The sequence below is a fragment of the Micromonospora sp. NBRC 110038 genome, assembly GCF_020884815.1.
In the GTDB taxonomy this organism is placed as follows: domain Bacteria; phylum Actinomycetota; class Actinomycetes; order Mycobacteriales; family Micromonosporaceae; genus Micromonospora; species Micromonospora haikouensis.
Genome location: NZ_BBOL01000001.1, coordinates 578603 through 600073, shown reverse-complemented (window position 1 = coordinate 600073; position 21471 = coordinate 578603). Strand labels below are relative to the sequence as shown.

The window sequence follows — 21471 nt, the reverse complement described above, 5'->3', positions numbered from 1 at the left end:
TGCAGAAAGCGTTAGGAAGGGCCCCTTCCTTGCGTCTCAGGCGCCGAGGCGGGAGAGGATCAGCTCGCGGACCGTCTTCGCGTCGGCCTGGCCGCGGGTGGTCTTCATGACCGCGCCGACCAGCGCGCCCGCCGCCGCGACCTTGCCGCTGCGGATCTTCTCGGCGATGTCCGGGTTGGCGGCGATCGCCTCGTCCACGGCGGCGGTGAGCGCGCCGGTGTCGGAGACGACCTCCAGGCCCCGGGCGGTCATGATCTCCGTCGGCGAGCCCTCGCCGGCCACCACGCCCTCCAGGACGCTGCGGGCCAGCTTGTCGTTGAGCTTGCCCGCGTCGACGAGGCCCTGCAGCTCGGCGACCTGCGCCGGGGTGGCCCCGACGTCGGCCAGCTCCACGCCCGTCTCGTTGGCGCGGCGGGACAGCTCGCCCAGCCACCACTTGCGGGCGGCGGCGGGGGTGGCCCCGGCGGCGACGGTCGCCTCGATCAGCTCGACCGCGCCCGCGTTGAGCACCGACTGCATGTCGGCGTCGGACAGGCCCCACTGCTCCTGGAGGCGGCGGCGGTGCAGCCGGGGCAGCTCCGGCAGGGCCGCCTTCAGCTCGGCCACCCAGGCGGCGTCCGGGGCGAGCGGCACCAGGTCCGGCTCCGGGAAGTAGCGGTAGTCCGTCGCGGTCTCCTTCGACCGGCCCGGGGTGGTGTCGCCCGTGTCCTCGTGGAAGTGGCGCGTCTCCTGGGTGATCCGGCCGCCCGCGTCGAGCACCGACGCCTGCCGCAGCATCTCCGAGCGGACGGCCCGCTCCACCGAGCGCAGCGAGTTGACGTTCTTGGTCTCGGTGCGGGTGCCCCACTCCTGACCGGGCAGGTTGAGGGAGGTGTTGACGTCGCAGCGCAGCGACCCCTCCTCCATCCGCACGTCGGAGACGCCCAGCGAACGGATCACGTCGCGCAGCTCGGTGACGTACGCGCGGGCCACCTCGGGGGCCAGCGCCCCGGTCCCGGGGACCGGCTTGGTGACGATCTCCACCAGCGGGATGCCGGCCCGGTTGTAGTCGACCAGCGACTCCGTCGCGCCGTGGATGCGGCCGGTGGCCCCGCCCACGTGCAGGGTCTTGCCGGTGTCCTCCTCCAGGTGCACCCGCTCGATGCCGATGCGGACCAGCTCGCCGCCCACCTCGACGTCGAGGTAGCCGTCGACGCAGAGCGGCTCGTCGTACTGGCTGATCTGGAAGTTCTTCGGCATGTCCGGGTAGAAGTAGTTCTTCCGGGCGAACCGGCACCACGAGGCGATCGAGCAGTTGAGCGCCAGGCCGATCCGGATCGTCGCCTCGATCGCCGCCTTGTTGGCCACCGGCAGCGACCCGGGCAGGCCCAGGCAGACCGGGCAGACCCGGGTGTTGGGCTCGCCGCCGAAGTCCGTCGGACAGCCGCAGAACATCTTGGTGTTCGTGCCCAGCTCGACGTGGGTCTCCAGGCCGATCACCGGCTCGTAGCGGGCGACGACGTCGTCGTACGCGGGCAAGGTCGTCGTGCTCATCGGTGCTCCTGCCTCACAGTGCCGGTGGGGTGAACGTGCCGACCGCGGACTCCAGCGCGGCGGCGACCCGGTACATCCGGTCGTCGGCCATCGTGGGGGCCATGACCTGCAGGCCGACCGGCAGCCCGTCGGAGAGGCCGCACGGCACCGAGATGCCCGGCCCGCCGTACAGGTTGGTCGGGATGGTGTAGAGGTCGGCCAGGTACATCTGGTACGGGTCGGAGGTGCGCGCGCCGATCGGGAACGCCACGAACGGGGTGGTCGGGGAGATCAGCGCGTCGACCCGCTCGAACGCGGCGGTGAAGTCCCGGGTGATCAGGGTGCGGACCTTCTGCGCCTGCCCGTAGTAGGCGTCGTAGTAGCCCGAGGAGAGGGCGTACGTGCCGAGCATGATCCGGCGCTTGACCTCGGGGCCGAAGCCGGCGTCCCGGGTCAGCGACATGACCTCTTCGAGGGACCGGTTGCCGTCGTCGCCCTCCCGCAGCCCGAACCGGACGCCGTCGAAGCGGGCCAGGTTCGAGGAGCACTCGCTCGGGGCGATCAGGTAGTACGCCGGCAGCGCGTACTTGAAGTGGGGGCAGGACACCTCGACGATCTCCGCGCCGAGCTTGGCCAGGGCGTCGACGGAGTCGCGGAACGCCGCCGCGACGCCCGGCTCCGCGCCCTCGCCGGAGAACTCGGTGACCACGCCCAGCTTCACGCCGGTCAGGTCGCCGGTCGCGCCGAGCCGGGCGGCGGCCACCACGTCGGGCACCGGCTGCGGGATGGAGGTGGAGTCGCGCGGGTCGTGGCCGCCGATGGCCGCGTGCAGCAGCGCCGCGTCGAGCACCGTACGCGCGCACGGGCCGGGGGTGTCCAGCGAGGAGGAGAACGCCACCAGGCCGTAGCGGGAGGTGCCGCCGTAGGTGGGCTTCGCGCCGACGGTGCCGGTGACCGCGCCCGGCTGGCGGATCGAGCCGCCGGTGTCCGAGCCGATGGCCAGGGGCGCCTCGTACGCGGCGAGCGCGGCGGCGCTGCCGCCACCGGAGCCGCCGGGGATGCGGTCGGTGTCCCACGGGTTGCGGGTCGGCCCGTACGCCGAGTATTCCGTGGAGGAGCCCATCGCGAACTCGTCCATGTTGGTCTTGCCGAGCATCACCGTGCCGGCGGCGCGCAGCCGCTGCACGATCGTCGCGTCGTACGGCGGGCGCCAGCCCTGAAGGATCTTCGACCCGACGGTGGTCGGCACGCCCTTGGTGGTGAGCACGTCCTTGACGGCGACCGGCACGCCCGCGAGCGGGCCGAGCTCCTCACCGGCGGCCCGGCGCTCGTCGACGGCGCGGGCGGCGGCGAGCGCGCCGTCGGCGTCGACGTGCAGGAAGGCGTTCACCCGGCCGTCGACGGCGGCGATGCGGTCCAGATGGGCCTGGGTCACCTCGACGGCCGAGGTCTGGCCGCCGGCCACGAGGCCGGCGATCTCGACGGCGGTCAGCTTGGTCAGGTCGGTCATGACGCCACATCCTCGTCCAGGATCCGCGGGACGCGGAACCGCTGCTCCTCGGCGTCGGGCGCGCCCGACAGGGCCTCGGCCGGGGTCAGGCCGGGCACCACCACGTCCTCGCGCAGCACGTTGGTCAACGGCACGGAGTGGGACGTCGGCGGGATGTCCGCCGCGGCGACCTCGCCGACCTGGGCGACCGCCTGGAGGATCGTGTCGAGCTGGCCGGCGAAGGTGTCCAGCTCCTCCTCCGTGACGGCGAGCCGCGACAGTCGCGCCAGGTGCGCGACCTCCTCGCGGGAGATGGCGGCCATCAGTGCCCCCTTCTGGCTGTCCTGCTGCATCTGGCGGTGGCTTGCCGCGCGCCGGCAACGACGATGACACGCGGTGACCGCAGCGAGTCTATTGCCCGGCACCGGCCGGGCGTCCCCGACTCCCCCTGCGGCCGGCGCGGCGGCGGGGTCAGCGGGCCTGCGGGGGCCGGCTCTCCGCCTCGCGGGCCGCCGGCCGCAGCGGCCGGTAGCGGGCCAGCCAGTCGGTCAGCTCCCCGGCGGGCATGGGCCGGGCGTAGAACCAGCCCTGCGCCACGTCGCAGCCGGCGGCGTGCAGCAGCCGCCACGTCCGCTCGTCCTCCACGCCCTCGGCGACGACCCGCAGATTGAGCGCCCCGGCCAGCTCGATCATCGACCGGACGATCGCGGCGTCGTCGGCGTCGTCGGCCATCCCGAGCACGAACGACCGGTCCACCTTGACCTCCGACAGCGGCAGCCGGCGCAGGTGCTGCATGCTGGAGTAGCCGGTGCCGAAGTCGTCGAGCGCGATGGCCACGCCGATGGCGTGCAGCCGCGAGATGGTGGCCAGCACCCGCCGGGGGTCGGCCATCAGCGCGCCCTCGGTGATCTCCAGTTGCAGCCGGTCGGGCCGGACGCCGTAGCGGGCCAGCCGGTCGGCGATCTGGTCGGCGATCTCGCCGGTGTGCAGGTCCCGGACGCTGACGTTGAGCGCGGCCCGCAGGGTGATCCCGGCCGCCGACCACTTCGCGAGCTGCTCCACCACGTCGTCGACGACCCGGCGGGTGAGCAGCCGCATCACGGCGCTCTGCTCGGCGACCCGGATCAGCTCCTCCGGGTCGACCATGCCCCGGCGCGGATGCCGCCAGCGCAGCAGCGCCTCGACGCCCACGACCTCGCCGGTGGCGATGGCGACCTGCGGCTGGTAGTACATCGTGATCCGACCGGCGCCGTCGGCGTCGCCGCGCGCCGGCCCGGCCTGCGGCGCCGGCCCCACGGCGTCCGCCCCGCCCGGCTCGACGTCGGGCTCGGCGGCCCGCCGGCGGATCGGGTCGGCGGCGGTGACGATCCGGTTGATCAGGTCGTCGGGGTGGTCCGGCTCCGCGCGTTGCCGGTGCCGGCGGGCCCGCCACCGGCCCGGCCCGGCGGGTGCAGGCCGTCCCGCGTCGACCGGCCCGCCCGCCGCCGCGGGGAGGGCCGCCGGCAGCGCGGCCCCGTCGCCGCCGCGCGCGCCGACCGGCGCGTCGCGCTCCGCCGACCCGACCGGCCCCGCCTCGAGTACGCGCCGCAGGTCGGCCAGGAGCCCCAGCCGCTCGGCCGAGTTGTGGTCGGACTCGGCGGCGTAGACGGCGATGGTGTCGTTGCGGTGCTTGGCGTCGTACATGGCGACGTCGGCGTGGCGCATCAGCGTGGCGAAGTCCTCGCCGTGTTCGGGATACATGGCGATGCCGATGGAGCCGCCGACGTCCAGCGGCAGCCCGTCCAGCGACACCGGCTCGGCGAGCGCGGCGACCAGCCGCTCGGCCGTGGCGCGGGCGGCGTCCACGCCGGCGAGCCCGGTGCTGACGATGGCGAACTCGTCCCCGCCGAGGCGGGCGAGCAGGTCCCGCTCCCCCACCGCGCCGGCCAGCCGGGCGCTGACCTCGATCAGCAGGCGGTCGCCGACGGCGTGGCCGAGCGCGTCGTTGACGTTCTTGAACCGGTCCAGGTCGATCAGCAGCAGCGCGAGCTGGGCGTCCGGTTCGTTGCGCGCGGAGCGCTCGGCGTGCAGGTGGACCTGCTCGGCGACCTCGGCCAGCAGCGCCTTGCGGTTGGGCAGGCCGGTGAGCGGGTCGAGCGCCCCGAGATGCTCCTGCTCGGCGGCGAGCCGGGCCATCCGGTACACCGCGAACAGCGGCACCAGCACCAGCGGGATCAGCGCGGCGCTGGCCCGGGCGGCGGCCACCAGCACCGGGGCGAGCAGCAGCAGCGACCCGGTGGAGATCAGCTCGTACCCCAGGCCGGACCGCACGCCGGGCCACCAGCGGTCCGCGAAGCGCAGCCGGATGGCGGTGCTGACCAGGCCGTAGTTGACCGCGAACCAGACGGCGGTCGCCGCGCCCACCGCCAGCACGTCGACCGCGCGCAGCCGCCCGCCGGCGAAGATGCTCCCCGGCCCCAGGGCGGTGACCGCCGAGGCGGCGGCGAGGGCGCAGGCGTACTGGGCGGCGTTGAAGCCGGAGCGCCACGCGGCGTGCCCCATCCGCCAGCCGGAGACGACCACCGCCACGGTCTGCACGGCGACGGCGGGGCCCAGCCCCCAGCCGAGCAGGATGGCGAAGGTGAAGCAGGTGGACGGGAAGACCGCCGACGACTGCCGCCGCCCGGGCGGCACGAACGGCCGCGCGTCGCAGACGACGGCGAGCGCCGCCATCGTCCAGAACGCCGCCGGCAGCTCGGCGAGCCGGCCCGCCAGCGCGGCCAGCGGCCCGGCGGAGAGCAGCACCGCCAGCGCGGCGACGGCGGCGACGAAACCGAAGAAGGGCGTCGCGCGTCCCGGCGGGACGGAGTTTCGCGGATCGGCGGCCTCCATCGCACCTCCCGGGCAGCGGTCGCGGCGGGCCCTGCGCCCGCCGTGACCACCATGAAACGCCCTGGGTGCCGCTTTTCAGAGATGACAGCCGCGAATCGGTCCTAGTCGTAACTAACTTGGTATACGCGGCCAGGTGCGGTCAAGGTGCACCGGCGGCCGCCCGCTGCGGGCCCGCTCGGGTCACTCGCCGACCTGGGCCACCTCCCGGGCCGCGTCCGGGCCCTGGTCGAGCAGGACCCGGAAGCCGTCCTCGTCGAGCACCGGCACCTTCAGGGTGGCCGCCTTGTCGGCCTTGGACCCCGGGTTGTCGCCCACCACCACGAAGCCGGTCTTCTTGGAGACCGAGCCGGTCACCTTTCCGCCCCGCACCTGGATCGCCTCGGCGGCCTGGTCGCGGGAGAACCCGCTCAGGGTGCCGGTCACCACGACCGTGAGCCCCTCCAGCGGGCGCGGCCCCTCGTCGCCGGCCTCCTCCGCCATCCGTACGCCCGCCTCGGCCCACTTGCGGACCACCTCGCGGTGCCAGTCGACGGTGAACCACTCGACGATGCTGGCCGCGATCGTCGGGCCGACGCCGTCGACCGAGGAGAGCTCCTCCTCGCTGGCGGCCTGGATCGCCGCCATCGACCGGAAGTGCCGGGCGAGGGCCTGGGCGGCGGTCGGGCCGACGTGCCGGATGGAGAGCCCGACCAGCACCCGCCACAGGTCGCGTTCCCGGGCCACGGCGAGGTTGTCGAGAAGCTTGGCGGCGTTGCTGCCGAGGCTGCCGTCCTTGTTGACGAAGAACGGCGACCGGGCCAACTGCTCGGCGTCGAGCCCGAACAGGTCTCCCTCGTCGGTGATGACCTGCGCGTCGAGCAGCGCCGCCGCGCCCTTGTAGCCGAGCACCTCGATGTCGAACGCGCCCCGGCCCGCGAGGTGGAAGACCCGCTCGCGCAGCTGCGCGGGGCAGCTGCGGCTGTTGGGGCAGCGGATGTCGACGTCCGCCTCCTTCTCCGGGCGCAGGGCGGTGCCGCAGGAAGGGCAGTCCGCTGGCATCTCGAACCGCTTGGCGTCGGCGGGGCGCAGGTCGACCACCGGGCCGAGCACCTCGGGGATCACGTCGCCGGCCTTGCGGATCACCACCGTGTCGCCGATCAGCACCCCCTTGCGCTCCACCTCACGGGCGTTGTGCAGAGTGGCGTAGGCGACAGTGGAGCCGGCCACCAGGACCGGCTCGAGCAGGGCTCGCGGGGTCACCCGGCCGGTGCGCCCGACCTCCACCTCGATGTCGAGGAGCTTGGTGTTGACCTCCTCCGGCGGGTACTTGAAGGCGATCGCCCAGCGCGGGGCCCGGCTGGTCGAGCCGAGCCGGCCCTGGATGGAGACCGGGTCCACCTTGACCACGACCCCGTCGATCTCGTGCTCGACGTCATGCCGGTGCTCGGCGTAGTACGCGATGAACTCGGCGACGCCGGCCAGGTTGGGCACGACCCGCCAGCGGTCGCTGGTGGGCAGCCCCCACGAGCGCAGCGCCGCGTACGACTCGGACTGCGCCATCGGGGTGTAGCCGCGCCGGGCACCGATGCCGTGCACCACCAGCCGTAGCGGCCGGGAGGCCGTGATCCGCGGGTCCTTCTGCCGCAGGCTGCCCGCGGCGGCGTTGCGCGGGTTGGCGAAGGGCGCCTTGCCCTGCTCGACGAGGCTCGCGTTGAGGTCGGCGAAGCCGGCGATCGGAAAGTAGATCTCGCCGCGCACCTCGACGAACTCGGGCACGTCGGGGAAATCGTCGGACGGCGTCAGCCGCGCCGGCACGTCGCGGATGCTGCGGACGTTGGCCGTGACGTCCTCGCCGGTGCGCCCGTCGCCCCGGGTGGCGGCCCGCACCAGCCGGCCCTTCTCGTAGGTGAGGTTGATCGCCAGCCCGTCGACCTTGAGCTCGCAGAGGTAGGGCACCGGGCCGCCCGCGTCCCGCTCCACCCGCTCGGCCCAGGCCGCCAACTCCTCGTCGGCGAACGCGTTGTCGAGCGAGAGCATCCGCTCGGCGTGGGTGACCGGCGTGAAGTCGGTGGAGAAGGTGCCGCCGACCCGCTGGGTCGGCGAGTCGGGGGTGCGCAGGGCGGGGAACTCGGCCTCCAGGGCCTCCAGCTCGCGCAGCTGCCGGTCGAAGTCGGCGTCGGAGATGGTGGGGGCGTCCAGCACGTAGTAGCGGTACTGGTGTTCGGTCAGCTCCTGGCTGAGGGTGGCGTGCCGCTCCCGCGCCTCGGGGGTCGGCTCGGGGCCCGCCGCCGCCTCCTGCGCCGGGCTCACCTGCTGTGGAACGGCTTCCTCGGACATGCTGCCGGCTTCGGACACCGTGTCGACCTCCCTGTTCACGCTACCCCCGCACCGTATCGGGACGGTGGGACAATCTGCGGCCTGGGCGGAGCAGCCGGCGTCACGCGAGGGAACATGGGCAGTTGCGGTGCCTAGGGAGCTGAGTCACCAACGACATCACCCCCGCCACCGGTCCACCCGCCACCGGTCCACCCGCCACCGGTCCACCCGCCGCCGAGCCACCCACCGCCCAGGCCGCCCGCCACCAGGCCACCCCCACCCCGCCATGATCGTCTGCTGATTATGGAGACGACACGCCGACGCCCGTCTCCATAATCAGCAGACGATCATCGCTGGCTTCGACACACAGCCTGCCCTGTCGCTGCGTCTCCCCGGGAACGCCGCACTATGTCCGATGCGCTCCGGTCGGCAACGAGTCGGCATCGCGTGTGCGGGTCGGCCTGCGGCCTCCAGCCTGCGCCCGACCCGCCTCAACTGGGATCGGTCGGGACAACGCGAGCAGCGCGTTCACGCCACCACATTGCCCCACCGCCCTACCGCCACAACGCTGCCGGGCCGGTGGCGCACCGTCGAGCATGTCGCCACCCGTGGTCGGGCTGCCTCGCAGGGCGCTGATGTCGTATTCGACTCAGCTCCCTATGTGCCGGCAGCAGTCATCCGCCCTCGACCCGCCGCCGGCTCGCGGGCGGGTCGAGAGGCAGGGGAAGAGAGCAGTCAGGGAAAGAGAGCAGTCAGGGGGAGAGCCGTCGGGGGCGAAGAGAGAGGCAGTCGGCCGGGGAGCAGTCAGTCGAGTCCGGCGGCGAGGGCGGCGAGCTGGTCGGCGTACTCGATGCGGGTGGCCCAGTCGGTCGGCCAGGCCGGCAGGCCGTGCGCCGCGCCGACGAACGCGCCGGCCAGGGCCGCGATGGAGTCGGAGTCGCCGGCGGTGGTCGCGCCGCGCGCCAGCGCACCGACCGGGTCGTCGGCGTGCCACAGCGCGCAGAGCAGCGCGGTCGCCAGCGCCTCCTCGGCCACCCACCCCTCGCCGGTACGCCGGCACGGGTCGTCGCCGTCGTCGGGGCGGGTCAGGGTGGTGGTCAGGCGGCCCAGGGCGCCCAGGCACTCGTCCCAGCCCCGGGCGATGAACTCCTGCGGCGAGTCGACGCCGGGACGCTGCCACAGGTCGCCGAGCCAGTCCGACCGGTAGACCCGGCGCTGCTCCCGGGCCCGGTCGGTGAGCAGCGCCGGGAGCTCGGCCAGCGCCGCGCCGTCGCGCAGCAGGCGGACCGCGTACGCCGTCAGTTCGCTCGCGGCCAGCCCGGTCGGGTGGCCGTGGGTCAGGCCCGCCTGGAGCTGGGCAAGACCGGCCAGGGTGTCCAGGTCGACGGCGAGCAGCCCGACCGGGGTGACCCGCATGTTGGCCCCGCAGCCCTTCGAGCCGGCCACGGTGGCCTCCTGCCAGCGCACCCCCCGGGACAGCTCGGCGCAGGCCCGCAGGCAGGTCATGCCCGGCGCGCGGTTGTTGTCGGGGCTGACCGCCCAGGCCAGGAAGCGCTCGCGGAGCAGCGGCTCGACCGCCGCCGGGGTGAGCGCGGGCGCGTCGTGCAGCGCCCAGGCCACCGCGAGCGCCATCTGGGTGTCGTCGGTGACCAGCGCCGGGTCGCCCTCCAGCTCCCGGGGGCCGGACGGGCCGTAGCGGCGGTGGATCTCGGCGACGGTCAGGAACTCGGTCGGGCGGCCCAGCGCGTCACCGTAGGCCAGGCCGAGCAGCGAGCCGGAGGCCCGCCGGAGCGAGGAGTCGATCACCCGTGTGATCATGCCGCGCCCCGGCGATCCCCGCCATGCGACGGGACACAGGCGGGCGGGTCAGTCCCAGCAGAGGCAGAACGGGTGGCCGGCCGGGTCGGCGTAGACCCGGAACCCCTCCCCCTCGCCGTCGAGCCGGCGCGCGCCCAGCGCCAGCACCGCCCGCTCGGCCGCCTCGACGTCGGTGACGGTGATGTCGAGGTGGAGCTGCTGCGGCCGCTCCGGGTCGGGCCAGGTCGGCGGGCGCAGGTCGGGGGCGCGCTGGAAGGCCAGCCGGGGGTGTTGCCCCACCGGGCCGCCGAGGACCACCCACTCGTCGCCGTCGGAGTCACCCTCCGCCACCGGCAGGCCCGTCAGCTCGGCGTAGAACGCCGCGAGGGCACGCGGATCGGGGCAGTCGATCACGGTGCTGCGCAGTTGTCCGATCATGTGCGTCATCCTGCCCACCGGGTACGACAGGAAACCTCAGTCCTCGGCGAGTCGCCGGCCGGCGTCGCGGCACGCCGCGAGCACCGCCCGGACGTGCTGCGGCGTGGCCCCGGCCAGGCCGCAGGCGGGGGTGACCACCACCTGCTCGGGCAGCCGGCGACGCGGGAAGCCCAGGCGGTCCCAGAGCTGGCGTACCCTGTCGGCGACCTGGGCGGAGGTCGGCGCGCGACCGCCCGGCGGCGGGGTGGCCGGCGCGGCGCCGGCCAGCAGCCCGAGCCCGGCGTCGATCGCCTCGCCGAGCGGGTCCAGGTCCTTCACCAGGGCGAGGTCGAGCGCGACCCCGGCCGCGCCGGCCGAGCGGATCAGCTCCAGCGGCACGTCCGGCGCGCAGCAGTGCACCACGACCGGCACACCGACGGCCTCGACCACCGTGCGCAGCAGGTCCGCCGCGTCGGGCTGCGGCACCGGCCGGTACGTGCCGAAGCCGCTCTCGGTGGGCACCCGCCCGGCCAGCACCGTCGGCAGGGACGGCTCGTCGAGCTGGAGCAGCACCGAGGCCCGGGGCAGCCGGCGGGCGACCGCCGCGAGGTGGGCGCGCAGCCCCTCGGCGAGGGAACCGGTGAGGTCCCGCACCGCGCCGGGGTCGCGCAGCATCCGGCCGCCGATCGGCAGGTCGATGCCGGCGGCCAGGGTGTACGGGCCGGTGGCCTGCACCTTGACCGGGCCGGCGTACTCCTCGGCCTGCTCGGCGAGCTGGTCGAGGTCGCGTTCCATGAGGTCCCGGGCCCGGCGCAGGTCCCGCCCCGGGCGGGGGGCGACCCGCCAGCGGGCCGCGTACAGCTCGACGGGCAGCTCGACCAGCAGGCCGCCGGTGCGGCCGATCAGGTCCGCCCCGGGGCCGCGCGCCGGCAGCTCGGGCAGGTGGGGCAGGGCGGGCAGCTCCCCGAGGACGATCCGCTGCGCCTCCGCGATGTCGGTGCCGGGCAGCGAACCGATGCCGGTCGCCGCGCCGACGGGCCAGGGCCACGCGCTAGCTGTCACGGGCGAAGGGTAGCCGGTCGGCCGCGGGTGGCACGCGGCGATGGTCGCGAAGCCGGGCAGCGCGCACGCGGCGCTGGTCGCGCGGCCGGGACCGCGTCAGCCGGCGATGGTGGCCGAGCCGAGCACCACGTCGCCGGCCGGGTCCGGCCGGTACGCGACGACGGCCTGGCCGGCGGCGACCCCGCGCACCGGGCGACGCAGCTCGGCGCGCAGCGTGTCGCCGGTCAGCTCGACGGTGGCGGGCACCACGTCGCCGTGGGCGCGCAGCTGCACCTCGCACTCGATCGGCCCGGCCGGGCGCTCGCCGCCGGTCCACACGGGACGCTCGGCGCGCACCGTGGAGACCTCCAGCGCCTCGGCCGGCCCCACGGTGACGGTGTTGGTCTTCGGGGTGATGGAGAGCACGTAGCGGGGGCGGCCGTCGGGGGCGGGCCGGTCCAGGTGCAGGCCCCGGCGCTGCCCCACCGTGTACGCGTACGCGCCGGTGTGGCTGCCGACCACCGCGCCGGTGAGCGCGTCGACCACCTGGCCCGGCGCCTCGCCGAGCCGGCCGGCGAGGAAGCCCCGGGTGTCGCCGTCGGCGATGAAGCAGATGTCGTGCGAGTCGGGCTTGTCGGCGACGGCGAGGCCGCGCCGGGCCGCCTCCTCGCGGACCTGGGCCTTGGTCGAGTCGCCGAGCGGGAAGACCGACCGGTCGAGCTGGGCGCGGGTCAGCACCGCGAGCACGTACGACTGGTCCTTGGCCGCGTCGACGCTGCGGCGCAGCAGCCCGTCGGGGCCGAGCCGGGCGTGGTGGCCGGTGACCACCGCGTCGAAGCCCAGCGCCACGGCCCGGTCCAGCACCGCCGCGAACTTGATCTTCTCGTTGCAGCGCAGGCAGGGGTTCGGGGTGCGGCCGGCCGCGTACTCGGCGACGAAGTCGTCGACCACGTCGGCGTGGAACCGGTCGGCCATGTCCCACACGTAGAACGGGATGCCGAGCACGTCTGCGGCGCGGCGGGCGTCCCGCGAGTCCTCCAGCGTGCAGCACCCGCGCGCCCCCGTGCGGTACGTCTGCGGGTTGCGGGCCAGCGCCAGGTGCACGCCGGTGACGTCGTGCCCGGCCTCCACGGCCCGCGCCGCCGCCACGGCGGAGTCGACCCCGCCGGACATGGCCGCCAACACCCTCACCGCGTCACGCTCCCTTCCCCGGCTTCGAGCCTACCGGGGAGCGCGCAGGGCGGCGGCGCGGCGGGCCCGCTCCACCGCCGCCGGCAGGGCCGCCACGAGCGCGTCGACGTCGGCCTGGCCGCTGGTGTGGCCGAGGGTGAAGCGCAGCGAGGAGCGGGCCCGGTCGTCGTCGGCGCCCATCGCGATCAGCACGTGGGAGGGCTGGGCCACCCCGGCCGAGCAGGCCGAGCCGGTGGAGCAGGCGATGCCCTGGGCGTCGAGCAGCAGCAGCAGCGCGTCGCCCTCGCAGCCGGGGAAGGAGAAGTGCGCGTTGCCGGGCAGCCGGTCGTCGGGGTCGCCGTTGAAGACCACCTCGGGTACGGCGTGCCGGACCCGCCGCACGAGGTCGTCACGGAGGGCGGCGACGCGGGCCGCGTACTCCTGCTGGCCCTTCACCGCCGCCTCGACGGCGACCGCGAAGGCGACGATGCCGGCGGTGTCGAGGGTGCCGGAGCGCACGTCGCGTTCCTGGCCGCCGCCGTGCAGCAGCGGGGTGGCCGCGACGTCGCGGGCGAGCAGCAGCGCGCCCACCCCCGCCGGGCCGCCGAGCTTGTGCCCGGTGACCGTCAGCGCGGAGACGCCGCTGGCGGCGAAGTCGACGGGCACCTGGCCGACCGCCTGGATCGCGTCGGTGTGGAACGGCACCCCGTGCTCGGCGGCGACGGCGGCCAGCGCGGCCACCGGCTGGAGGGTGCCGACCTCGTTGTTGGCCCACATCGCGGTGACCATGGCGACGGCGTCGCCGTGGTCGGCCAGCTCGGCGCGCAGCGCCTCCGGGTCGAGCCGGCCGGCGGCGTCCACCGGCAGCCAGCCCACCTCGGCGCCCTCGCGCTCGGCCAGCCAGTCGACGGTGTCGAGGACGGCGTGGTGCTCGACGGCGCTGGAGACCACCCGGCGGCGGGCCGGGGAGGCGGCCCGGCGGGCCCAGAAGATGCCCTTGACCGCCAGGTTGTCGCTCTCCGTCCCGCCGCCGGTGAAGATCACCTCGGAGGGGCGGGCGCCCAGCGCGGCGGCCACCCGCTCGCGGGACTCCTCCACCCGACGGCGGGCGCGCCGGCCCGCCGCGTGCAGTGACGACGCGTTGCCGACCTCGCGAGCGGCGGCCACGTACGCCTCCAGTGCCTCGTCGAGCATCGGAGTCGTCGCCGCGTGATCCAGGTATGCCATCGCCGTTCAGCCTACTGACCGGCCTCGCGCCGGCCCGACTCCGGAGGTCACCCGCGCCCCGGGGCGGCAAGACCCCGGGGCGTGACCGCTCACACCGGGACGGCGGTGACGACGATGTTGTCCCGGTATCGGCGGGTCTGCGGGTCGAACGGGCCGCCGCAGGTGATCAGGGTGAGCCGGGGGCTGCCGTCGCGGGCGAAGTACCGGTCCAGCGGGATCTTCGTCTTGGCGTACTCCTCGCGGGCGACGACCCGGTACTCGCGCGTCGTCCCGTCGCCGCCGGTGGCGGTGACGGTGTCGCCCCGGTCCAGCTCCCGCAGCCGGAAGAACGCCCCCTTGCCCTGTTCGGCGCTGTCCACGTGGCCGGCGATCACCACCGACCCGGCGTCGGCGGACAGGCCGGGGCCGTACCGGTACCAGCCGATCCGGTCCACGCTGGGCGGGACCTCGAACTCGTCGGTGCGCGGGTTGACCCCGACCGGGTCGACGCGGGCGGTGACGTCGATCGCCGGGATGCGCAGCCGCACCGGCGGCACGGTCGCGTCGCCGGAGGGCAGCTCGCCGGCCGTGACCGGCACCGACGGGCCGCCGGGGGCGCTCGCGCCCGGCGACGGGGTGGCCACGGCCAGGGCCGCCGCGTCGTCCGCGCCGACGTCCTCGGCGGGCTGCGAGCCGCAGGCGACCACGGCGGCGACGGTGAGCGCGGCAGCGCCGGCGGCCATCGCCGCCAGCGCGCCGCGGTTGCGCACCGTCACCGGCGGGACGTCCGGGCCGTGGCGGCCACCCGCGCGCCGCCGCCGACCAGCAGCAGGACGCCGGCACCGGCCAGCACGTACCACCAGGTCTGCACGCCGGTGCCGGCCTGGCCGCCGGTGCCGCTGGGCACGCCGCCCGGGGCGGAGTGCAGGCCGGTGATGGTCTGCGCGACCAGGTCGAGGTTCTTGGCCTCGGCCGAGCCGATCGCGTAGACGATGGTGGCGGTGCCCTCCTTCAGGTCCAGGTCGGCGGGGCCGATCGCCACGGTGTCGGTGCCGGCGAGCACCACGTCGGCGGAGACGGTGCCGGCGTCGACGTCGGCCTTCGCCTCGTTCGGGTTGGTCAGGTCCTCGAAGACGGGCTTTCCGCCGGCCCGCACGTCCACGGCCGGGGCGGCGGCGGTGTGCCGGACGATCAGCCGGGCCTTGCCGGCGTCGACCTTGGCGGTGTCGTTGGCGAACGGCGTGATCTTGGGCTTGCCGGCCTCGTCGAGGTGCGCGGCGAGGCTGATGTTCGCCCCGCCCGGCACCTCGGCGTCGTCGACGGTGAGGATCGCCTTGTCGAGCGCCTCGCCGGGCTTGGTCAGGGCGATGTCGTACGCGCCCTGCTCCAGGTCGAGCGGGCCGGCCACGTCGCCGGGCTTGAAGTTGTCGAGGGTCTTCTTGCCGTTGACGTACACGTCGACGGGGGTGTCCGGGATGCCGTGCACGACGGAGACCTTGCTGGTGGCGGCGTAGGCCGGCGTGGCGGTGAGGGCACCGGCGCCGGCGAAGGTCAGCGCGGCGACCGCGCCGCCCGCGGCGACCCGACGGAAGTACGAGAGCTGCATGTCTGCCTCCTGGTGGTTCGTGCTGGTTCGTCAGGCCTGGCTTGCAGAACGGGTTACGCCGGCTCCCGCCGCCCCGGATGCGCCCTCCGGCGACTTCTTTTTCTTTCCGGCGGGCGCATCCACGGGGGCCCTCGGCAGCGAAGAGCAGGTGAGACAGGTGCGGACGCACGAGGCGCGAAGGTGGGGCGATGACGGCGGGGGTTACAGTCGGGCATGCTCCACGGAAGGCGAACCGCCCGGTGACAGCGGTGCAACAGGAACCCGAGCCACCACCCCAGGACGACCTCGCCGAGCGGTTCCGCGCGGGTGACGAGGCCGCCCTGCGCCAGGCGTACGACCGGTACGGCCGGGCGGTGCTGCACCTGGCCACCAGCACGCTGGCCAACCGCAGCGACGCGGAGGACGTGACCCAGGCGACCTTCGTCGCGGCCTGGCTGGGGCGGGACACCTTCGATCCGTCCCGGGGGTCGCTGATCGGCTGGCTGCTCGGCATCGGCCGGCGCAAGGTCGTCGACCGGCTGCGCGCCTCCGCGCGGGAGAACCGCGTGGTGGAGACGGTGCGGCAACTGCCCGATCCGGCCCCGACCGGCCCGGACCCGGACACGGTCGTCGACCGGCTGGTGGTGGCCGACGAGCTGGCCCGGCTTCCCGACGACCAGCGTCGGATGCTGGAGTTGGCGTTCTACGACGACCTGACGCACCAGCAGATCGCGACGGTGACCGGCGTGCCGCTGGGGACGGTCAAGAGTCACATCCGGCGAGGTATGGCGAGCCTGAAACGCAGATGGGAGGTGGACGGTGCAGCACCTGGACCACGACCGGCTGGTCTTCCTGGCGCTCGGTGAGAGCGAGGCGGACGACGGTGAGGCCCGCCACCTCGACGCCTGCGCGCACTGCCGGGCCGAGGTGGACGGCCTGCGGCACGTCGCCGGCCTCGGTGCCGGCACCCAAGGGCTGGGCGACCTGCCCGACCCGCCCGAGCACGTGTGGCAGGGGATCGTCGCGGAGGTCGCGGCGGCCGAGGCGCTGCCGTCGCTCGGCGACCGCCCCGACGCCGGGCCGCCGGCGACCGCCCCGACGCCGGAGACCGGCGCGGCCCGGCCCGGCCGGGCCGGTGGGCGGCGTCGCCGGTTGCCCCGCTGGGCGGTCACGGCGGTGACGGCGGCGGCCGCCGCCGCGGTCGGCGTGGTGGGCACCTTCGCCGTGCTGTCGGGCTCCGCCGACGAGCCCCGGCCACCGGAGCGCGTGGTGCTGGCCAGCGGGTCCCTGACCGCGTACGGGACGACGCCGCGCGACGCCAGCGGCGACGCCCGGGTGTTCACCGACAACCAACTGCACCTGCACGTGGCGAATCTCCCGGCGGTACCGGGGTACTACGAGGTCTGGCTCATCGACCCGGCGACCATGCGGATGTTCTCGGTCGGCGTGCTGAATGCCGGCACGGGGGACGCGCTGCTACCGTTGCCGCCAAACGTCGACCTCCGGACCTACTCGGTGGTGGACGTCTCCGCCGAGCAGTACGACAACAAGCCCGCCCACTCCGGCGACAGCCTGCTGAGGGGCACCCTGACGGGCTGATCGGCGGGCCGGATCAGCTCCCCGGCCCGCCGATCAGCTCCCCGTAGACAGGCAACTGCGGAAGGGGGCCACCCGATCCCGGGTGGCCCCCTTCGGCGTTGCGCCCGGGTCGCCCCGGGGTGGCTCACTTGCGCTTGCGGATCTCCTCGGCGGCCTGCGGCACGACCTTGAACAGGTCGCCGACCACGCCGAAGTCGGCCAGCTCGAAGATCGGGGCCTCGCCGTCCTTGTTCACCGCGACGATGGTCTTCGAGGTCTGCATGCCGGCCCGGTGCTGGATCGCGCCGGAGATGCCCAGCGCGACGTAGAGCTGCGGGGAGACCGTCTTGCCCGTCTGGCCCACCTGGAACTGGTGCGGGTAGAAGCCGGAGTCGACGGCCGCCCGGGACGCGCCGACGGCCCCGCCGAGCAGGTCGGCCAGCTCCTCGACCAGCTTGAAGTTGTCCGCGTTGCCGACACCACGGCCACCGGAGACGACCACCGACGCCTCGGTGAGCTCGGGGCGGGAGCCCTTCTGCTCGGCGACGCGGTCGACGACCTTGGCCAGCTTGTCGGCGTCGCCCACGGTCACGGTGAGCTGCTCGACGGCGGGGGTGGCGGGGGCCGGGGCCGGGGTGAGCGAGTTCGGCCGCACGGTGACCAGCGGCAGGCCCCGGGTGACCTTCGACGTGACGATGGTCGAGCCGGCGAACGCGACCTGCGTGGCGGTGCCGTCCGCGGCGAGGGCGACCACGTCGGTCAGGATGCCGTTGTCCAGCTTGACGGCCAACCGGGCGGCGATCTCCTTGCCCTCCTGGGCGGAGGCGAGCAGGACGGCGGCCGGCTGCACCCGCTTGACGAGGTCGGCCAGCACGGTGGCCTTCGGGGCCACCAGGTAGCCGTCGATCTCCTCGCTCTCGGCGGCGTAGATCTTCTCCGCGCCGTACTCGCCCAGCTTCGCGCTCAGCGCCTCGGCCGCGCCGGGACCGCCGAGCACGACCGCGCTGGGCGTGCCCAGCTCGCGGGCGAGGGTGAGCATCTCCAGGGTGACCTTCTTGACGCCGAACTCGCGGGTGGCTTCGACGACGACGAGAACCTCAGACATGACCTGCACCCCTCACACGAACTTCTCGGTGGCGAGGAACTCGACCAGCTGCGCGCCGCCGGAGCCCTCGTCGGTGACCTTCGCGCCGCCGGAGCGCGGCGGGCGCTTGCTGTGCTCCAGCACGGTGCTGGTCGCGCCGTCGAAGCCCACCTCGGCCGGGGCGACGCCGAGGTCGGCCAGGGACAGGGTCCGCACCGGCTTCTTCTTGGCGGCCATGATGCCCTTGAAGGACGGGTAGCGCGGCTCGTTGATGGTGTCCCAGACGGAGACGACGGCCGGGGTCGAGGCGGTGACCACCTCGTAGCCCTCCTCGGTCTGCCGCTCGACGGTCAGGGTGGAGCCGTCGACGGTGAGCTTGCGCGCGCCGGTCAGCGCGGCGACGCCCAGGCGCTCGGCGATCATGTGCGGCATGACCTGGACCCGGCCGTCGGTCGACTCGGCGCCGCAGATCACCAGGTCGGCGTTGAGTTGACCGAGGGCGGCGGCGAGCACCTTCGAGGTGGCCACGGCGCAGGACCCGTGCAGGGCGTCGTCGACGACGTGCACGGCGGCGTCCGGCCCCATCGACAGCGCCTTGCGGATCGACTCGGTCGCCCGGTCCGGACCCATGGTCAGGACGGTCACCTCGCCGCCGTGCGCCTCCTTGATCTTCAACGCCTCCTCGATGGCGTACTCGTCCATCTCGTTGATGACGTTGTTCGCCGAACCGCGGTCGACGGTGTTGTCGTCAGGACGCAGGTTGCGGTCCGCGCCCGAATCGGGCACCTGCTTGACGAGTACGACGATGTTCATCGCGCTTCGACGACCCCTCCTGTTGGTGTGGCGATCCCTCGCCAGGTCACGGGCGCAGCCTCCCGCGAAACTTAACGATCGGTCAACCACGGACTGCTGTGCACTTGCCCACGCGCCAATGTTACCCACAAGTAGCATCGGCTCCCGGGGGCCTCAGGGTGACACAGCTCACCGCGCGCCCGGCCTCCGGGGCGCACCGGACACGCGCGGACTCAGGCCGGCTCGGCCAGCGCGCCCCGGATCCGGTCGATCACCTCGGCCTCGGCCGGCGTCACCCCCCGGTGCGCCCGCGCCACCTGGTCGGCGGCGGCCAGCACCAGCGACCGGTACGCCGCCACGTCCCCCGGCGACTTCGCGCGCAGGATCTCCACCGCCCGGCCCAGCGCCGGCAGCACCACCGCCTCGACCTCCAGGGCCGAGTCCCGGGGCAGCCTCGGCAGCGGGCCGGTCGTCAGCGCCTCCTTCACCGGGCCGCTCGCCCCCGCCATCGCCCCGGACGCGGCGAAGCTCTCCCGCAGCATCGCGAACATGCCCGGGTCGGCGTTCGACACCAGGAAGACCGCGCCGAACGCGCCCGTCTTCAGGGTGAGTCGTTCCTCGTCCGTCAGCGGCTGGCTCATGGTCACGGAGTGTAGATGTAGGGCGTGGTGGTGGTGACCGGGACGAGACCCAACCGCTGCAGGATCGGCCGGCTGTCCTCGGAGGCGTCCACCTGCAGCAGGGTCCGGCCCCGCTGGGCGGCGAGCCGCGCCCGGTAGCCGACCAGCGCCCGGTAGATGCCCCGGCGTCGCCACTGCGCGAGCGTCGAGCCGCCCCACAGCGTCGCGAAGCCGGTGCCCGCCACGTAGCGCACCCAGCCGGCGCTGACCACCGTCTCCCCCGCCTCGGCGACCACCACCGTGATCGACTGCGGGTCGGCCGCGATCTCCTTCTCCAGCCCGTCGGCGAGGTGATCCCGGCTCTCGCCCCAGACCTCCTCCTCCATGGCCATGATCCGGTCCAGGTCGGCGCGGGCCGTGACCTCACGCAGGCGTACCCCCTCGGGGGCCACCGGGAGCGTGGCCGCCAGCGGCGCGACCGGGCCGATCACGACGGTCTCCCGCTCCTGCGGCACGAACCCGGCGGCCCGCAGCCGGTCCGGCAGGTCGGCGGGCTCGTCGTGGCCGTGCAGCTTCCACTCCACCGACTCGCCCCGGGCCCGGAACAACTCCACCTGGCGGGCGATCAGCGCGTCCAGCGCCGCCCCGGTCAGGCCACCCAGGTCGCGGTACGTCAGGAAGCCCCCGTGGTCCAGGCCGAGGACGCGCACCAGCGGCCCGTCCCGCTCCACCGTCACGCCCTCCGGCAGCGGGTCCGGGGCCCACGCCTTGAGCTGGTTGTCGTACGCCTCGCGCAGCGTGGTCGCATCAAGATCAGTCACCCGTCCAACCTATGCCCTGGACAAAGCGGATAATCGGCTGCGTGTGGGAGACGGTACGGCGGTGGTTCGACCCGCGGGAGCTGCGGTCGGTGGGCAGCACGCCCGACTACCGCTTCTCCCTGGCCAACGAGCGGACGTTCCTGGCCTGGCTGCGCACCGGGCTGGCCCTGGTGGCCGGCGGGCTGGCCGCCGCCCAGTTCCTTCCGCCGCTGCCGCTGGCGCACCTGCGCGAGGCGATCGCCGTCGCGCTGCTGCTGCTCGGCGGCACCGTCGCCGTGCGGGCCGTGGACCACTGGGCCCGCACCGAACGCGCCATCCGGCTCGGCGAGGAACTGCCGGCGTCCCGCTTCCCCGCCGTGCTCGCCCTCGCCGTGGGGCTGGGCGCGGTGCTGCTGGTCATCGCGGTGCTGGCCCGCGCGATCGGCGGCCGGTGACGGTCGGGCCGGGCCCGGCCGGCGACCCGGGGCTGCAACCCGAACGCACCCGCCTGGCCTGGCGGCGCAGCCTGCTCGCGCTCACCGCCGTCACCGTGCTGACCGTCCGGCTGGCGCTCACCGGGGACGCCACCGGGGCGGTGCTGGCCGGCGCGGCGGTCGCCGGCTGGGCGGCGGCCCTCGCCCTGTGCTGGGGCCGGGCCGTCGGGTCGGGCCCGGTGCGCGCCACCTCCCGCACCATGCCGGCGCTGGCCCTCGCCGCCGCGTGGCAGGCCACGCTGGGCGTGCTGCTGGTCCTGCGCGGACTGGGGTGACGGGCGCGGGTGCGCCATGATGGGGAGATGGCCCGCCTGTACGTCCTGCTCTTCCTGGTCCAGATCGCGCTCGCGGTGTGCGCGCTGATCAGCTGCCTCTCCGCCGAGGAGGGGGCGATCCGTGGGCTGCCCCGGATCGCCTGGGTGCTGATCATCCTGTTCTTCCCGCTGGTCGGCTCGATCGCCTGGTTCATCGCCGGCCGGCAGCGCCCTGCCCCAGGGCCGGGCGCGACCCGGTCGGCCCCCGGCGGCCCGCGCCGGCCGCTCGCCCCGGACGACGACCCGGAGTTCCTCGACTCCCTGGCCGAACGCACCCGGCGGCAGGACGCCGAGCTGTTCCGCCGCTGGGAGGAGGACCTGCGCAAGCGCGAGGACGACCTGCGCCGCCGCGAGGGCGACCCGCCCCGGGAGGAGAACCGCCCCGAGGTGTGACCGGGCCGCCCCC

General features: G+C 74.7%; 21 protein-coding genes. 5 read left to right on the top strand and 16 right to left on the bottom strand.

The window, feature by feature from the left end; genetic code table 11:
* Positions 1-36: 36 nt before the first annotated feature.
* The 12 genes from gatB to LPU61_RS02525 form a co-directional block, all read right to left on the bottom strand.
* A complete protein-coding gene (gene gatB, locus LPU61_RS02580) occupies positions 37-1533 on the bottom strand; it encodes an Asp-tRNA(Asn)/Glu-tRNA(Gln) amidotransferase subunit GatB (protein ID WP_043962246.1) in 1497 nt (498 codons plus the stop codon).
* 13 nt (positions 1534-1546) lie between these two features.
* Positions 1547-3022, bottom strand: a complete 1476-nt coding sequence (gene gatA, locus LPU61_RS02575) for an Asp-tRNA(Asn)/Glu-tRNA(Gln) amidotransferase subunit GatA (protein ID WP_043962245.1) — start codon at positions 3020-3022, stop codon at positions 1547-1549.
* Positions 3019-3324 (bottom strand): Asp-tRNA(Asn)/Glu-tRNA(Gln) amidotransferase subunit GatC, encoded by a 306-nt coding sequence (gatC, locus tag LPU61_RS02570; protein ID WP_007075103.1) that lies wholly within the window; start codon positions 3322-3324, stop codon positions 3019-3021. The genes gatA and gatC overlap by 4 nt, the downstream gene beginning before the upstream one ends.
* Positions 3325-3472: 148 nt before the next feature.
* Positions 3473-5872, bottom strand: a complete 2400-nt coding sequence (locus tag LPU61_RS02565; protein WP_043962243.1) for a bifunctional diguanylate cyclase/phosphodiesterase — start codon at positions 5870-5872, stop codon at positions 3473-3475.
* Between the two features lie 180 nt (positions 5873-6052).
* Complete coding sequence (ligA, locus tag LPU61_RS02560) at positions 6053-8188, bottom strand: NAD-dependent DNA ligase LigA (RefSeq protein WP_229403958.1); 2136 nt, start codon at positions 8186-8188, stop codon at positions 6053-6055.
* Between the two features lie 783 nt (positions 8189-8971).
* The gene (locus LPU61_RS02555; protein ID WP_043962242.1) at positions 8972-9985 is read right to left on the bottom strand and encodes an ADP-ribosylglycohydrolase family protein; all 1014 of its coding nucleotides are present in this window, start codon (positions 9983-9985) and stop codon (positions 8972-8974) included.
* Positions 9986-10033: 48 nt separating this feature from the next.
* Positions 10034-10402, bottom strand: a complete 369-nt coding sequence (locus LPU61_RS02550; RefSeq protein ID WP_229403957.1) for a VOC family protein — start codon at positions 10400-10402, stop codon at positions 10034-10036.
* Positions 10403-10438: 36 nt separating this feature from the next.
* Positions 10439-11443 carry a methionine synthase gene (locus LPU61_RS02545; protein ID WP_229403956.1) on the bottom strand — a complete coding sequence of 335 codons (1005 nt, stop codon included), beginning with the start codon at positions 11441-11443 and terminating at the stop codon, positions 10439-10441.
* A gap of 96 nt (positions 11444-11539) precedes the next feature.
* Positions 11540-12613: a tRNA 2-thiouridine(34) synthase MnmA gene (gene mnmA / locus LPU61_RS02540; RefSeq protein WP_229403955.1), complete on the bottom strand. Its 1074-nt coding sequence runs from the start codon at positions 12611-12613 to the stop codon at positions 11540-11542.
* Between the two features lie 30 nt (positions 12614-12643).
* Entirely contained in the window at positions 12644-13819 is a 1176-nt protein-coding gene (locus tag LPU61_RS02535) for a cysteine desulfurase family protein (protein WP_043962237.1), read from the bottom strand.
* Between the two features lie 89 nt (positions 13820-13908).
* Positions 13909-14574: a class F sortase gene (locus tag LPU61_RS02530; protein ID WP_229403954.1), complete on the bottom strand. Its 666-nt coding sequence runs from the start codon at positions 14572-14574 to the stop codon at positions 13909-13911.
* Entirely contained in the window at positions 14571-15404 is an 834-nt protein-coding gene (locus LPU61_RS02525; RefSeq protein WP_043964116.1) for a DUF4397 domain-containing protein, read from the bottom strand. Before LPU61_RS02525 ends, LPU61_RS02530 begins: the two co-directional genes overlap by 4 nt.
* 188 nt (positions 15405-15592) lie before the next feature.
* On the opposite strand from LPU61_RS02525, the gene LPU61_RS02520 reads away from it, so the two are divergent.
* Positions 15593-16249: an RNA polymerase sigma factor gene (locus LPU61_RS02520; protein ID WP_176734048.1), complete on the top strand. Its 657-nt coding sequence runs from the start codon at positions 15593-15595 to the stop codon at positions 16247-16249.
* Positions 16203-16982, top strand: a complete 780-nt coding sequence (locus tag LPU61_RS02515; protein ID WP_229403953.1) for an anti-sigma factor — start codon at positions 16203-16205, stop codon at positions 16980-16982. Before LPU61_RS02520 ends, LPU61_RS02515 begins: the two co-directional genes overlap by 47 nt.
* Before the next feature lie 124 nt (positions 16983-17106).
* Here the strand turns inward: LPU61_RS02515 and LPU61_RS02510 are convergent, their stop codons facing one another.
* From LPU61_RS02510 to LPU61_RS02495, 4 genes are all read right to left on the bottom strand, one after another.
* A complete protein-coding gene (locus LPU61_RS02510) occupies positions 17107-18066 on the bottom strand; it encodes an electron transfer flavoprotein subunit alpha/FixB family protein (protein ID WP_043964114.1) in 960 nt (319 codons plus the stop codon).
* Between the two features lie 12 nt (positions 18067-18078).
* Complete coding sequence (locus LPU61_RS02505; protein ID WP_043962233.1) at positions 18079-18858, bottom strand: electron transfer flavoprotein subunit beta/FixA family protein; 780 nt, start codon at positions 18856-18858, stop codon at positions 18079-18081.
* 212 nt (positions 18859-19070) lie between these two features.
* Positions 19071-19484: a hypothetical protein gene (locus LPU61_RS02500; RefSeq protein ID WP_043962232.1), complete on the bottom strand. Its 414-nt coding sequence runs from the start codon at positions 19482-19484 to the stop codon at positions 19071-19073.
* A complete protein-coding gene (locus tag LPU61_RS02495; RefSeq protein WP_043962231.1) occupies positions 19481-20278 on the bottom strand; it encodes a GNAT family N-acetyltransferase in 798 nt (265 codons plus the stop codon). Before LPU61_RS02495 ends, LPU61_RS02500 begins: the two co-directional genes overlap by 4 nt.
* A gap of 11 nt (positions 20279-20289) precedes the next feature.
* Here LPU61_RS02495 and LPU61_RS02490 point away from each other — a divergent pair, with 11 nt between their 5' ends.
* From LPU61_RS02490 to LPU61_RS02480, 3 genes are read left to right on the top strand one after another with little or no spacing between them, the layout of a single operon-like run.
* Positions 20290-20712: a YidH family protein gene (locus tag LPU61_RS02490; protein ID WP_255704076.1), complete on the top strand. Its 423-nt coding sequence runs from the start codon at positions 20290-20292 to the stop codon at positions 20710-20712.
* Positions 20709-21026, top strand: a complete 318-nt coding sequence (locus LPU61_RS02485) for a DUF202 domain-containing protein (RefSeq protein WP_043962229.1) — start codon at positions 20709-20711, stop codon at positions 21024-21026. Before LPU61_RS02490 ends, LPU61_RS02485 begins: the two co-directional genes overlap by 4 nt.
* 27 nt (positions 21027-21053) lie before the next feature.
* Positions 21054-21458, top strand: coding sequence for a PLD nuclease N-terminal domain-containing protein (locus LPU61_RS02480; RefSeq protein ID WP_043962228.1), 405 nt, complete (start codon positions 21054-21056; stop codon positions 21456-21458).
* Positions 21459-21471 lie beyond the last annotated feature (13 nt).

Bases quoted from the DNA above. Each gene is read 5' to 3' on its own strand.
- LPU61_RS02520 (WP_176734048.1), top strand. From the start codon at position 15,593: ATGACGGCGGGGGTTACAGTCGGGCATGCTCCACGGAAGGCGAACCGC.
- LPU61_RS02535 (WP_043962237.1), bottom strand. From the start codon at position 13,819: ATGGCATACCTGGATCACGCGGCGACGACTCCGATGCTCGACGAGGCA.
- LPU61_RS02565 (WP_043962243.1), bottom strand. From the start codon at position 5,872: ATGGAGGCCGCCGATCCGCGAAACTCCGTCCCGCCGGGACGCGCGACG.
- LPU61_RS02480 (WP_043962228.1), top strand. From the start codon at position 21,054: ATGGCCCGCCTGTACGTCCTGCTCTTCCTGGTCCAGATCGCGCTCGCG.
- gatC (WP_007075103.1), bottom strand. From the start codon at position 3,324: ATGGCCGCCATCTCCCGCGAGGAGGTCGCGCACCTGGCGCGACTGTCG.
- LPU61_RS02505 (WP_043962233.1), bottom strand. From the start codon at position 18,858: ATGAACATCGTCGTACTCGTCAAGCAGGTGCCCGATTCGGGCGCGGAC.
- LPU61_RS02510 (WP_043964114.1), bottom strand. From the start codon at position 18,066: ATGTCTGAGGTTCTCGTCGTCGTCGAAGCCACCCGCGAGTTCGGCGTC.
- gatA (WP_043962245.1), bottom strand. From the start codon at position 3,022: ATGACCGACCTGACCAAGCTGACCGCCGTCGAGATCGCCGGCCTCGTG.
- LPU61_RS02550 (WP_229403957.1), bottom strand. From the start codon at position 10,402: ATGATCGGACAACTGCGCAGCACCGTGATCGACTGCCCCGATCCGCGT.
- LPU61_RS02490 (WP_255704076.1), top strand. From the start codon at position 20,290: ATGCCCTGGACAAAGCGGATAATCGGCTGCGTGTGGGAGACGGTACGG.
- LPU61_RS02555 (WP_043962242.1), bottom strand. From the start codon at position 9,985: ATGATCACACGGGTGATCGACTCCTCGCTCCGGCGGGCCTCCGGCTCG.
- gatB (WP_043962246.1), bottom strand. From the start codon at position 1,533: ATGAGCACGACGACCTTGCCCGCGTACGACGACGTCGTCGCCCGCTAC.
- ligA (WP_229403958.1), bottom strand. From the start codon at position 8,188: ATGTCCGAGGAAGCCGTTCCACAGCAGGTGAGCCCGGCGCAGGAGGCG.
- LPU61_RS02525 (WP_043964116.1), bottom strand. From the start codon at position 15,404: ATGCAGCTCTCGTACTTCCGTCGGGTCGCCGCGGGCGGCGCGGTCGCC.